The sequence below is a fragment of the Streptomyces sp. NPDC058773 genome, from assembly GCF_042746015.1.
Lineage (GTDB): Bacteria > Actinomycetota > Actinomycetes > Streptomycetales > Streptomycetaceae > Streptomyces.
On record NZ_JBHYPE010000023.1, the window covers coordinates 24,011 to 36,206 of the forward strand.

Consider the following 12,196-nt stretch of genomic DNA (forward strand, 5'->3'; position numbering starts at 1 on the left):
ACGCACACCGCGGCCCCCGCCTTCGAGAGGCGGGGGCCGCGGTGTGCGGTGCCGGGAGCGGCGTCAGTTGAAGCTGGACAGACTGTCTCTGCCGCTGCCGCCGCCATCGAGGTTCCCGCCCGTCGGCTTTCCGCCGGTGTCCCCGCCGTCCACGCCGCCGGCCGGCGGGCTGGAGCTGCCGGGGTCGGACGGGGTGGCCGGGTCCGACGGCTTGCCGCTCTCGCTGTTCGTCGGGCGTCCGCTCGGGCTCGACGGCGTCCGCGAGGGGCTCTTGCTCGGCGTCTCGGACGGTGTCGGGGACGTCGACGGGGTCGCGCTCGGCGTCGGGGTGGGCGTCGGCGGCACACCGGCACCGAGGTCGGTCTCGAGGTCGAACTCCGCGCCCGTGTTGCCGCCCAGAGCCGACGCGGTGTAGTCGGCCCAGACCCGCGCCGGGTAGCCGCCGCCGTTGACGCGGCCGCCGCCACCGGTGCCCTTCAGGGTGACCTGGGTGCCGCCCTTGGGGGACTCACCGAACATGCCGACCGCGGTGACCAGCTTGGGCGTGTAACCGACGAACCACGCCGACTTGTTGTCGTCGGAGGTACCGGTCTTGCCGGCCGCCTCGTACGCGGTGTTCTTCACGGACTCCGTGGCGGTGCCGTCGTTGACCACACCGGTCAGGACCGAGGTGAGGGTGTCGGCGGTCCGGCGGCTGAGCACCTGGTCGCCGATCGGGTCCTTGAGCGGGACCGAGGTCTCGACTCCGTTGACGGGGCGCACCGCCTTCTTGACCAGCGTCGGGGTGACCTTCTTGCCGTGGTTGTCGAGCGTGGCGTAGGCCCCGGCCATCTGGAGCGGGCTGGCGCCCATGGTGCCCAGGGTCATCGCGGGCTTGGCGTCGATCTTGGAGCCGTCCATGCCCAGGCTGACCGCGGTCTTCTTGATCTCCTCCAGGCCGACGTCCGCGCCCATCTGCGCGAAGACCGCGTTGACGGAGTTGTTGGTCGCCGTCTGGACGCTGATCTTCCCGTACGTGTGCTCGTCCTCGTTGGGCGGTGCGAAGGCGATGTCCCCGCCGACGACCGGGCGGCGGTTACGGCCGTCGTAGATCGTGTTCGGGGTGATCGGAACGCCGTCCAGGGTGACCGCGTTGTTCTCCATCGCCGACGCCAGGATCAGCGGCTTGAAGGTCGAGGCGGGCTGGTAGTCGGAGCGCGTGGCGTTGTTCGTGAAGTGCTTGGGGTAGCCCGCGCCGCCGTACAGCGCCACGATGTGCCCGGTCTTGGGGTCCACCGAGGTGGCACCGAGCTGGGCGTCCGCGTCGACCTTGCGCTTCTTGGGGTCGAGGTCGTCGGTCAGCTTGCGCTTGACGGACTCCTCCAGCGCCTGCTGCTTCTTCTTGTCGATGCCGAGGGTGACGGTCCAGCCGCCGGCCTCGAATTCGGACTCGTCGACGCCCTGGGCGAAGAGCTCGTCCTTGGCCTGCTTGACCAGGTAGCTGGTCTGGCCGCTCAGGCCGGGCAGCGGCTTCGGGGGCTTGGGCTTGACGAAGGTCTGCTTGGCGCGGTCGGCCGCGGAGAGCCACTTCATCCCGACCATGTTGTCGAGGGTGTACGCCCAGCGCTCCTTGACCCGCTTCTGGCCGGCCGGGGTCGCGCTGGACCAGTCGTACTGACTCGGCGCCTGGAGGAGCGACGCGAGGTAGGCGCCTTCCGAGACGGTGAGCTTCTCGACGTCCTTGCGGTAGTAGGCCTGGGCGGCGGCCTGGATGCCGTAGGCGCCGCGGCCGTAGTAGCTGGTGTTGATGTAGCCGGCAAGGATGGTGTCCTTGTCGTACTTGTTGTCCACCTTGAGCGAGATGACGATCTCCTGGAGCTTGCGGGAAACCGTCTGCTCCTGGCTCAGGTAGTAGTTCTTGACGTACTGCTGGGTGATCGTCGAGCCACCCTGCTTGCCCTGGCCCCGCAGGGTGTTGAGGACTCCGCGCAGGGTGCCCTTCAGGTCGACGCCGGAGTCGTCGTAGAAGGACTTGTTCTCCGCGGCGACGAAGGTGCGCTGGACGTCCTTGGGTATGCGCTTGAGCGGGACGGTCTCGCGGTTGACGTCGCCGACCCGCGCCATGACCTTGCCGTCGGAGTACTTGTAGACATTGCTCTGCAGCTTGGCAGCGCTGTTGCCCTTGGGGATGTCGACGTACAGATACAGACCGATGAATCCGAGGATGCCCAGGAGGCACACCCCGAGGAAGGCTCCGAGGAGCTTCTTCCAGGTGAAGAAGCGGCGTATGCCGGACTTCCGTTCCGTCTGCTTGGCACGGCGGGCGCTCCCCTGCCGCACCCGTCTCGCTTCCGCTCGGCCCATCGCTTCGACAACTCCAGTCGTTCCGCCCCCAGCTAACTCAGCTGTTGAAGCTAACACCGCATCTGTCAACAAATACTCATCGATCAAGGCTTTTCCTGACGTGACAAACAGCACCTGCCACGACGGAACCGCGGAGTGGGTATTCCTCGTCGCCACCCCCTCACCTGCGGCCTTGTCACCGCGAACGCCCCGGACACCCTCTGGACGCCGCACCCCGGCAGCCGTTAAAGTGCTATCACTTTGCTAGACCAGCGACATCACCAAATGCGGTGGACATCACGTACCGCACCTGGAGAAACGGGGACCCCATGACCGATCAGACTCCGGCCGACCGCACCGGCGGCCCCGGCGGCGACCTCGCCGTCGACGCCCCTCAGATGCCCGGGCCCCAGGTCCGCGAGGTCACGGCGCACAGCATCCCGGGCGGCGTCGCCCTGCTGCTGACCGTGCTCGGCGTGGGGCTGGGCATCGCCCTGCTGGTCGTCGGCGGGATACTCGGCGACGGCGGCCACGGCGCCGTCGGCGTACCGATGGTCGTCGCCGGCATTCCGCTGCTGCTCGGCTCGTTCTTCTGCATGACCGGCGTGAAGATGGTCGCGCCCGGCGAGGCCCGGGTCCTCCAGCTCTTCGGGCGCTACGTCGGCACCATCCGCACCGACGGTCTGCGCTGGGTCAACCCGCTCACCACCGCCCGGAAGATCTCCACCCGGGTCCGCAACCACGAGACCGCGGTGCTGAAGGTCAACGACGCCTACGGCAACCCGATCGAGCTGGCCTCGATCGTGGTCTGGCAGGTCGAGGACACCGCCCAGGCGCTCTTCGAGGTCGACGACTTCCTGGAGTTCGTCGCCACCCAGACCGAGGCGGCCGTCCGGCACATCGCGATCGAGTACCCCTATGACGCGCACGACGAGGACGCGCTCTCGCTGCGCGGCAACGCCGAGGAGATCACCGAGAAGCTCGCCCTGGAGCTGACCGCCCGGGTGCAGGCCGCCGGTGTGCGCATCATCGAGTCCCGCTTCAGCCACCTCGCCTACGCCCCGGAGATCGCCTCCGCGATGCTCCAGCGGCAGCAGGCCGGTGCGGTGGTCGCGGCCCGGCAGCAGATCGTCGAGGGTGCGGTGGGCATGGTCGAGCAGGCGCTGGACCGGATCAGCGAGCAGGGCATCGTCGAGCTGGACGAGGAACGGAAGGCGGCCATGGTGAGCAATCTGATGGTGGTGCTGTGCGGCGACCGGGCCGCACAGCCGGTCCTGAACACGGGCTCCCTCTACCAGTGAGTGCCGACAGCCCCGAGGAGGCCGGCTCCGGTAACGGGCCGGCCCCCGCGCGACGGCCGCAGCAGCGCAAGCAGGTGCTGCTGCGGCTGGACCCGTTGCTCCACGACGCGCTGGCGCGCTGGGCGGGCGACGAACTGCGCAGCGCCAACGCCCAGATCGAGTTCCTGCTCCGCAAGGCACTGGCGGAGGCTGGACGGCTGCCGAAGGGCGCGGGGGCGCCGCCCCGGCGCGGCCGCCCGCCGAAGGAGCCGGGCGGCAGCTGACGCACCGGGCGGCGGCCGACGAGCCTTGCATCGCACCCCTATACAGCACGCGTATACACCGCCGATACACCCACGAGTAAGCTGGCCGGCATGTCAATCGGTCATACGCTGCTGGGCCTTCTGGAGTCCGGTCCCCGTCACGGCTACGACCTCAAGCGGGCCTTCGACGCACACTTCGGCCAGGACCGCCCGCTGCACTACGGCCAGGTCTACTCCACGATGTCCCGGCTGCTGAAGAACGGCCTGGTCGAGGTGGACGCCGTGGAGCCCGGTGCCGGACCGGAGCGCAAGCGGTACGCCATCACGGACGCCGGGGTCACCGATGTCGCCCAGTGGCTGGCCCGCCCGGAGAAGCCCGAGCCGTACCTCCAGTCGACGCTCTACACCAAGGTGGTGCTGGCGCTGCTCACCGACCGGAACGCCGCCGAACTCCTGGACGGCCAGCGCGCCGAGCATCTGCGGCTGATGCGCGGACTGACCGAGCGCAAGCGCCACGGCGACCTCGCCGACCAGCTCATCTGCGACCATGCGCTGTTCCATCTCGAAGCCGATCTGCGCTGGCTGGAGCTGACCGCCGCCCGGCTGGACAAGCTGGCGGAAGCGGTCCGCCGGTGACGCCGGAGGGTTCGCTGCTCGCGGCGGAGGGGCTGTGCAAGGCCTACGGGGCCACACCGGCGCTGGACGATGTGGAGTTCTCCGTCCACCCCGGTGAAGTCGTCGCCGTCATGGGCCCGTCCGGCTCCGGCAAGTCGACCCTGCTGCACTGCCTGGCGGGGATCGTCCGCCCGGACGCCGGCACCGTCCGCTACGGCCCGCACACCCTGACCGGCCTCAACGACGCCCGGCGCAGCGCCCTGCGCCGTACCGACTTCGGCTTCGTCTTCCAATTCGGCCAGCTGGTACCGGAGTTGACCGCGCTGGAGAACGTCGCACTGCCGCTGCGGCTGAACGGCACCAAGCGCAAGGAGGCCGAGCGGCAGGCCCGCGACTGGCTGGAGCGGCTGGAGGTGGAGTCCGTGCACGACCGGCGGCCCGGCGAGATATCCGGCGGCCAGGGCCAGCGGATCGCGGTCGCCCGCGCCCTCGCCACCCGGCCGCGGGTGATCTTCGCGGACGAGCCCACCGGCGCCCTGGACTCGCTCAACGGCGAACTCGTTTTGACCCTGCTGACCGACGCCGCCCGGGAGAGCAACGCCGCGGTGGTCCTGGTCACCCACGAGGCCCGGGTCGCCGCCTACTCCGACCGGGAGATCGTGGTCCGCGACGGCAAGGTGAAGGACATGCAGGCGGGCCTGATATGACCCCACCGCGCTCGCCCGCCGGCCCCGGCGACGGGCACGGCGGCGGCCGCGCTCCCGCGCCCCCGCGCCGCACCGGGCCCGGTGCCTGGGCCCACGATCTCGCGATGGGGATGCGGTTCGCGGCCGACGGCGGCCGCGAGGGCCGGCTCCGTACGGCGCTGACGGCCGTCGGCATCGCCCTGGGCGTGGCCGTCCTGCTGCTCGGTGCGTCCGTACCGACCCTGATGGACGGCTGGCACGGCCGGGAGAAGGCCCGCGAGAACCTGGGCCAGGTCCATGAACCCCCGCCCGGCGACCACACCCTGCGCTACGCCCCGGCCGACACCGTCTACCACGGTGCGCCGGTCCGCGGCCGCCTGGTGCGCCCGGACGGCGCGCATCCGCCGGTCCCGCCCGGCATCCGCCGGCTCCCCGGCCCCGGCCGGATGCTGGTCTCCCCCGCCCTCAAGGAACTGCTGGCGTCCCCCGAGGGCGCGCTGCTGCGCGACCGGCTGCACTACCGGATCGCCGGTGTCATCGGCGCCGACGGTCTGCGCGGCCCGCGCGAACTCACCTACGTCGCCCGGCCCGCCGCCACCGGGACCGCACGCGACGGCTACCGCATCGACCGCTTCGGCGGGAGCTGGGACCCGATGCCGCTGCAGGCGCCCGCCATGGTCCTGGTGATCACGACGTGTGTGGCGCTGCTGACGCCGGTGCTGGTCTTCATCGGTACCTCCGTACGGTTCGGCAACGAGCGCCGGGAGCGCCGGCTGGCCGCGCTCCGGCTGGTCGGCGCCGACGTCCGGACGACCCGCCGGATCGCCTCCGGGGAGGCGCTGTTCGGCTCGCTGCTGGGGCTGCTGGCGGGCGGGGCGCTGTTCCTGGGCGCCCGGCAGCTGGCCCCCGTGATCACGCTGTGGGACATCAATGTCTTCCCGTCGGACGTGGCCCCCGGCCCGCTCGCCACGGCGCTGATCGCCGTGCTCGTACCGGCGGCGGCGGTGACCGTCACGCTGTTCGCGCAGCGCGGGGTCACCGTCGAGCCGCTGGGTGTCGTCCGCCGCCGTCCACCGGTCCGCCGCCGGCTGTGGTGGCGGGTGGCGCTGCCCGCCGTGGGCACCCTGCTGCTGGTGCCGCTGGCCCGCGCCCGCCCGTGGCAGGACACCCCGTTCCACACCGTCCGGCTCGCGGCCGGCGCGACACTGCTGCTGCTCGGCGTCACCGCGCTGCTGCCCTGGCTGGTGGACGCGGTGGTCGGACGGCTGCGCGGCGGGCCGGTCCCCTGGCAACTCGCCGTCCGCCGCCTGCAGTTGAACAGCGGCTCGGCGACCCGCGCGGTCAGCGGCATCACCGTCGCGGTGGCCGGCGCCATCGCCGTCCATATGCTGCTGACCGGTATGCAGGCCGGTTACGCGCGGGCCTACGCCGAGTCCGGCAAGCTGCCGCGGATCGCCCTGTGGGCCAACGCCCGGGACTGGCCACAGGTCGAGCGGGCGCTCACCGCGCTGCGCGGCACACCGGGGGTGACCGCGGCCCGCGGCACGATCAGCGCGACCGCCGGCCGGCTGCCCGTCGCCGGGCACCCCCGCTCCGCCCCGTCCGCCGACACCATCGCCACGGTCGCCATCGGCAGCTGCGCCGAGCTGCGCACCCTGGCCCGGTTCGGCTCCTGCCGGGACGGCGAGGTGTTCGTCACCGAGGCAGGGAGGCGGGACGCCGTCGTCGCGCCCGGCACGACCGTCGATCTCAACCCCCCGTTCTCCAAGGACGATCCGGTGCGTCCGCAACCCTGGACGATCCCCCGGGCGGCTCACGACGCCCGGCTGCGCGCCCTCGAACGCGCCCCCGGCCGGATCCGCTACGACCTGCTGGCCACCCCGTCCACGGTCGACCTCGGCCGCATCCGGCTGCCCGGCGCGGAGTTCACGGTCGAATTCGACCGCTCCACCCCGGACGCGGTGGAGCACATCCGCAACACCGCGGCCCGCATCGACCCGACCATGGACGAGTCCTCCGCGGTCGACAACCCGCATGACGCGCCGTACTCCAGCGTCCGCGACGGCCTGTTCGCCGGCGCGGTGATCACCCTGCTGCTGATCGGCTCGGGCCTGATCATCTCCACTGTCGAGCAACTCCACGAGCGCCGCCGCGTCCTTTCCACCCTCGACGCCCACGGCACCCGTCGCACCACCCTCGGCTGGTCGGTCCTGTGGCAGACCGCCATCCCGGTCGCCCTCGGCCTGAGCCTGGCCCTGTGCTGCGGTCTGGCCCTGGGAACCCTGCTGCTGACCATGACCGGCAACGTGGTGACCCTGGATGTCCCGGTGGTGGCGGGGATGACCGGCATCGGCGGCGGCGTGATCCTCTTCGTGACGGCACTGAGCCTGCCGGCGCTGTGGCGCCTGATGCGGCCGGATGGCCTGCGTACGGAGTGAATCTGCGAGATCATTTCCGGCGCAGCAGTGCACACCAACTGCCCAAGGGGGGCCCTTCATGCGCCGACTCGTCTATTGCATCGCTTCCAGTCTCGACGGCTTCATCGCGGGCCCCGACGGCTCCGACCCCACCGGTCCGGACGGCTTCTGGCCGATCGCCGACGACTACCTCAAGCATCTGGCCGCCGAACTCCCGGAGGTCCTGCCCGTCCAGGCCCGGTCGGCGCTCGGCATCACCGACGAGGGCACCCGCTTCGACACCGTCCTGGAGGGTCGCCGCACCTACGAAATCGGCCTCCGGGCCGGCCTCCCCGACGCCTACCCCCACCTGCGGCATCTGGTCTTCTCCCGGACCCTGGCCGAGAGCCCGGCCCCGGCGGTGGAACTGGTGGCCACCGACCCGGTGGCGAAGGTACGCGAGCTGAAGGACGCGGACGGCAAGGACATCTGGCTGCTCGGCGGCAGCGAACTCGCCGGCGTGCTCTACCCAGAGATCGACCAGCTGATCGTCAAGCTGAGCCCGCTCACCCTCGGCTCCGGCATCCCGCTCTTCTCCCGGGACACCCCCTTCGACCCCCGCACCTGGGAACTGACCGAACACACGGTCCTCCAGAGCGGCGCGGCGTTTCTGACGTATACGCGGAGTGCCGCGGCCTGACCTTGGCCACGGTCACTCCGTCACGATCCGCACCGGCAGCCCGCGCAACGCGCCCCGCAGCGCCGTGGCGAACTCCTCGAACTCCTGCTGGCGGGCCGCGCCCGTCCGCATCGCCAGGGCGATCCGCCGGGAAGGGGCCGGGTCCGCGAAGTAGCCGGTGGTGAGCTGGTCGTTGCGGGCGGTTTCGACGCGGAGTGCGGTGCGGGGCAGGAGGGTGACGCCGAGGCCGCCGGCCACCAGCTGCACGAGGGTGGACAGGCCCGCCGCGCTGGTGGTCACGGGGGTGTTCTCGTCGCGGCCGGCCTCCCGGCAGATGTCCAGGGCCTGGTCCCGCAGGCAGTGGCCCTCGTCGAGCAGCAGCAGATCCAGCTCCTGGAGGGCCTGGCGGGGGATGTCACCGCGGCCGCCGAGCCAGTGCTCCTTGGGGGCGACCAGGACGAAGTCCTCGTCGAAGAGCGGGAGTTCGGCGACCTGGGGGACGCCGAGGGGGACGGCGAGCAGCAGCAGGTCGAGGCGCCCGTGGGCCAGGCCGTCCAGGAGGGAGGCGGTCTGCTCCTCGTGCACCTGGAGGTCCAGGTCGGGGTAGGTGCCGTGGACGAGCCGCAGCACGGCCGGCAGCAGATACGGGGCGACGGTCGGGATGACACCGAGCCGCAGGACGCCCGTGAAGGGCGCGCGGGCCGCCTCCGCCTCCTCCATCAGATCCCCGACGGCCTCCAGCACCGCACGGGCCCGTGCCGCCACCCGCTCCCCCGCGGGCGACAGCAGCACCTTGCGCGTCGTACGCTCCAGCAGCTGCACCCCGAGGGTCTCCTCCAGCGCGGAGACCGCCCCGGACAGCGCGGGCTGGCTCATGCCGATCTCGGCCGCCGCCTCACGGAAATGCAGATGCTCGGCCACCGCCGCGAACGCCCGCAGCTGGGCCAGGCTGGGCTGGCGCGGCCGGCCTCCCGGGCCTGCCGGTGACACCACTGATAACCACCTCCGATCAACATCAACCAGTCTAGCTATTTCCCTGATCAATGCCTCCTGTGTAACTGTGTAAGCCGTCCAAGCCTCAAGGAAAGTCCCCAAAAGGGACTTTCTACGCAACAAGGAGAGTACGTGCTCACTGTCGGTGACAAGTTCCCCGAGTTCGACCTGACCGCCTGCGTTTCGCTGGAAAAGGGCCAGGAGTTCGAGCAGATCAACCACAAGACCTACGAGGGCAAGTGGAAGATCGTCTTCGCGTGGCCCAAGGACTTCACCTTCGTGTGCCCGACCGAGATCGCCGCCTTCGGCAAGCTGAACGACGAGTTCGCCGACCGTGACGCCCAGATCCTCGGCTTCTCCGGCGACTCCGAGTTCGTGCACCACGCCTGGCGCAAGGACCACCCGGACCTGACCGACCTGCCTTTCCCGATGCTCGCCGACTCGAAGCACGAGCTCATGCGCGACCTGGGCATCGAGGGCGAGGACGGCTTCGCGCAGCGCGCCGTCTTCATCGTGGACCAGAACAACGAGATCCAGTTCACCATGGTGACCGCGGGCTCCGTCGGCCGTAACCCCAAGGAGGTCCTGCGGGTCCTCGACGCCCTGCAGACCGACGAGCTGTGCCCCTGCAACTGGAGCAAGGGCGAGGACACCCTCGACCCGGTCGCGCTGCTCTCGGGCGAGTGAACCGCAGCTAGCGAACTGGAGGCAGATCTGACATGGCTCTCGACGAACTGAAGTCCGCGGTCCCGGACTACGCCAAGGACCTCAAGCTGAACCTCGGCTCGGTCATCGGCAACAGTGACCTGCCGCAGCAGCAGCTGTGGGGCACCGTGCTGGCCTGCGCGATCGCCTCGCGCTCGCCGAAGGTGCTGCGCGAGCTGGAGCCGGAGGCGAAGGCCAACCTCTCCGCCGAGGCGTACACCGCCGCCAAGTCGGCCGCGGCCATCATGGCGATGAACAACGTCTTCTACCGGACCCGGCACCTGCTGTCGGACCCGGAGTACGGCAACCTGCGCGCCGGTCTGCGGATGAACGTCATCGGCAACCCGGGCGTGGACAAGGTCGACTTCGAGCTGTGGTCGCTGGCCGTCTCGGCCATCAACGGCTGCGGTATGTGCCTGGACTCGCACGAGCAGGTGCTCCGCAAGGCCGGTGTGGACCGCGAGACGATCCAGGAGGCCGTCAAGATCGCGTCCGTCCTGCAGGCCGTCGGCGCCACCCTGGACGCCGAGGCCGCGCTCGCCGAGTAATTCGGTACGCGCGGACACCCCCGCAGCGCAGAACCCCCGCAGACCCGGTGTCTGCGGGGGTTCTGTGCGTCCGGTGCACGGAGCGGCCGTTCCTCGGGGCCCGGGGGCTACTCCACGGGCCCCTCGGCCGGACGCGGCGTCGGCGGCGGCGTCGGGGCCACGCTGATCGCGGTGGCGCCGCGCGGGGCCACCGACATCCGCAGCGCCTGTTCCCTGGAGTACGAACGGAGGTAGCCGACCACCGTGTTGGTGACCGCCACCAGGGGGACCGCGACGACCGCGCCGCCGATGCCCGCGATCAGCCCGCCCGCGGCCACCGAGAGGATCACCGCCAGCGGATGCACCCGGACCGCCCGGCCCAGGATGAACGGCTGGAGCACATGGCCCTCGATCTGCTGGACGGCCAGCACGACCGCCAGCACCATCAGCGCGGTGAACACCCCGTTGGCGACCAGCGCGATGACACAGGCCAGCGCGCCCGAGACCACCGCGCCGACCAGCGGGATGAACGCGAACAGGAAGATGAAGACGGCGAGCGGGACGGCCAGCGGCACATTGAGGAAGTAGAGCCCGATACCGATGAAGATCGCATCGATCAGGGCGACCACGACCGTGCCGCGCACGTAGGCGGTCAGCGTCCGCCAGGCCCGCGGCCCCGCACCGGCCACGCCCTCGCGGGCCGCGCTCGGCACCAGCTTGAGCAGCCAGTTCCAGATCCGCCGGCCGTCATAGAGCAGGAAGAGCGTGGTGAACATCGCGAGCAGGATGCCGGTGAACACCTCCAGGACGACGGTGACGCCCTCCAGACCGGCCGAGGTGATCGCCTCGGTGTTGGCGCCGACCGCGTCCTGCAGATTCTTCGCGATGTGGTTGATCTGACTCTCGGTCACATGGAACGGGCTCTTCAGCAGCCAGCCCTTGAGCTCGGTGATGCCCTCCTGGATGCGGCTGGAGACCGAGTCGATGTTGTCCTGGACCTGCCACACCACGAACCAGCCGACCAGGCCCATGATCACGAACCCGCTGATGAAGGTCAGCGCGGTGGCCGGCCCGCGCGGCAGCCCGCGCGAGCGCAGCCAGCCCACGCTGGGCTGGAGCAGCGCGGTGATCAGCGTCGCCGCCACGAAGGCCAGCACGACCAGTTCGATGGTGGTGATGACGCGCGCCAGCACCCAGAGGGTGGCGGCCAGCACCAGCAGCCGCCAGCCCGCCTCGGCGGCGACGCGTACGCCCCACGGCACCGCGTCCACCGGATCGGGCCGGGCCGCGACAGCCGGGGCGTAGGCGGGCGGCGCGGGAACGGACTCCGGCGGCCGGTCCGCGGCCGGCTGGGGGTCCTGCTCCACCCCGGGCCCCGGCACGCCGTCCACGGCCGTGGGGAGCTGCGTACGGGGAACGGTGAGCGTGCCCGCCGGACGGTCCGCCGGGCCGCCGTACGCCGGGCTCCCGTCCGCGGAGGCGTCCGCGTGCCCGGCACGCCCCAGCTCATCCGGGTCGTTGGCCACCGCGTCGGCCTCCGCGCGGCGGCGCTGGTCCTCCAGCCGCTGCGAGAGCCGCGTCAGACCGGCACCGAGGCCACCGACCCACTGAGGCAATCTGGACATGTCCTTCCTCTTCCCCTCCCACGCGCCACCTTCTGACGGCACGACGTTACCTGTGCAGACGCGCGAAACCCCCGACGCGGGCGCGTTCGGGGGTTTCGGAAGTGC

At 71.0% G+C, this 12,196-nt stretch carries 11 protein-coding genes; 8 read left to right on the forward strand and 3 right to left on the reverse strand.

What is annotated here, in order from left to right:
• Positions 1–63: 63 nt before the first annotated feature.
• On the reverse strand, positions 64–2,343 hold the full coding sequence (locus ACFW5B_RS20585; RefSeq protein ID WP_386441271.1) for a transglycosylase domain-containing protein: 2,280 nt from the start codon (positions 2,341–2,343) through the stop codon (positions 64–66).
• Between the two features lie 308 nt (positions 2,344–2,651).
• On the opposite strand from ACFW5B_RS20585, the gene ACFW5B_RS20590 reads away from it, so the two are divergent.
• The 6 genes from ACFW5B_RS20590 (at position 2,652) to ACFW5B_RS20615 (ending at position 8,262) form a co-directional block, all read left to right on the forward strand.
• A complete protein-coding gene (locus ACFW5B_RS20590; protein ID WP_386441274.1) occupies positions 2,652–3,623 on the forward strand; it encodes an SPFH domain-containing protein in 972 nt (323 codons plus the stop codon).
• Complete coding sequence (locus ACFW5B_RS20595) at positions 3,620–3,886, forward strand: hypothetical protein (protein WP_386441277.1); 267 nt, start codon at positions 3,620–3,622, stop codon at positions 3,884–3,886. Before ACFW5B_RS20590 ends, ACFW5B_RS20595 begins: the two co-directional genes overlap by 4 nt.
• Positions 3,887–3,976: 90 nt before the next feature.
• Positions 3,977–4,501, forward strand: coding sequence for a PadR family transcriptional regulator (locus ACFW5B_RS20600; protein WP_386441280.1), 525 nt, complete (start codon positions 3,977–3,979; stop codon positions 4,499–4,501).
• Positions 4,498–5,187 carry an ABC transporter ATP-binding protein gene (locus tag ACFW5B_RS20605; RefSeq protein WP_386441283.1) on the forward strand — a complete coding sequence of 230 codons (690 nt, stop codon included), beginning with the start codon at positions 4,498–4,500 and terminating at the stop codon, positions 5,185–5,187. The genes ACFW5B_RS20600 and ACFW5B_RS20605 overlap by 4 nt, the downstream gene beginning before the upstream one ends.
• Positions 5,184–7,604: an ABC transporter permease gene (locus tag ACFW5B_RS20610; protein WP_386441286.1), complete on the forward strand. Its 2,421-nt coding sequence runs from the start codon at positions 5,184–5,186 to the stop codon at positions 7,602–7,604. The genes ACFW5B_RS20605 and ACFW5B_RS20610 overlap by 4 nt, the downstream gene beginning before the upstream one ends.
• Positions 7,605–7,662: 58 nt before the next feature.
• Entirely contained in the window at positions 7,663–8,262 is a 600-nt protein-coding gene (locus ACFW5B_RS20615) for a dihydrofolate reductase family protein (protein WP_386441289.1), read from the forward strand.
• 12 nt (positions 8,263–8,274) lie between these two features.
• Here ACFW5B_RS20615 and ACFW5B_RS20620 read toward each other — a convergent pair whose 3' ends face one another.
• Entirely contained in the window at positions 8,275–9,234 is a 960-nt protein-coding gene (locus tag ACFW5B_RS20620) for a LysR substrate-binding domain-containing protein (RefSeq protein ID WP_386441291.1), read from the reverse strand.
• Positions 9,235–9,366: 132 nt separating this feature from the next.
• On the opposite strand from ACFW5B_RS20620, the gene ACFW5B_RS20625 reads away from it, so the two are divergent.
• Both ACFW5B_RS20625 and ACFW5B_RS20630 read left to right on the forward strand, forming a co-directional pair.
• Positions 9,367–9,921: a peroxiredoxin gene (locus ACFW5B_RS20625; RefSeq protein ID WP_085926747.1), complete on the forward strand. Its 555-nt coding sequence runs from the start codon at positions 9,367–9,369 to the stop codon at positions 9,919–9,921.
• 32 nt (positions 9,922–9,953) lie between these two features.
• A complete protein-coding gene (locus ACFW5B_RS20630) occupies positions 9,954–10,487 on the forward strand; it encodes an alkyl hydroperoxide reductase (protein ID WP_128507618.1) in 534 nt (177 codons plus the stop codon).
• Positions 10,488–10,594: 107 nt separating this feature from the next.
• On the opposite strand, the gene ACFW5B_RS20635 is transcribed toward ACFW5B_RS20630, so the two are convergent.
• Positions 10,595–12,091 carry an AI-2E family transporter gene (locus ACFW5B_RS20635; protein WP_386441296.1) on the reverse strand — a complete coding sequence of 499 codons (1,497 nt, stop codon included), beginning with the start codon at positions 12,089–12,091 and terminating at the stop codon, positions 10,595–10,597.
• Positions 12,092–12,196: the final 105 nt, after the last annotated feature.

Excerpts from the sequence above, each read along its gene's own strand:
- ACFW5B_RS20635 (WP_386441296.1), bottom strand. The coding sequence starts at position 12,091 with ATGTCCAGATTGCCTCAGTGGGTCGGTGGCCTCGGTGCCGGTCTGACG.
- ACFW5B_RS20600 (WP_386441280.1), top strand. The coding sequence starts at position 3,977 with ATGTCAATCGGTCATACGCTGCTGGGCCTTCTGGAGTCCGGTCCCCGT.
- ACFW5B_RS20615 (WP_386441289.1), top strand. The coding sequence starts at position 7,663 with ATGCGCCGACTCGTCTATTGCATCGCTTCCAGTCTCGACGGCTTCATC.
- ACFW5B_RS20585 (WP_386441271.1), bottom strand. The coding sequence starts at position 2,343 with ATGGGCCGAGCGGAAGCGAGACGGGTGCGGCAGGGGAGCGCCCGCCGT.
- ACFW5B_RS20610 (WP_386441286.1), top strand. The coding sequence starts at position 5,184 with ATGACCCCACCGCGCTCGCCCGCCGGCCCCGGCGACGGGCACGGCGGC.
- ACFW5B_RS20590 (WP_386441274.1), top strand. The coding sequence starts at position 2,652 with ATGACCGATCAGACTCCGGCCGACCGCACCGGCGGCCCCGGCGGCGAC.
- ACFW5B_RS20630 (WP_128507618.1), top strand. The coding sequence starts at position 9,954 with ATGGCTCTCGACGAACTGAAGTCCGCGGTCCCGGACTACGCCAAGGAC.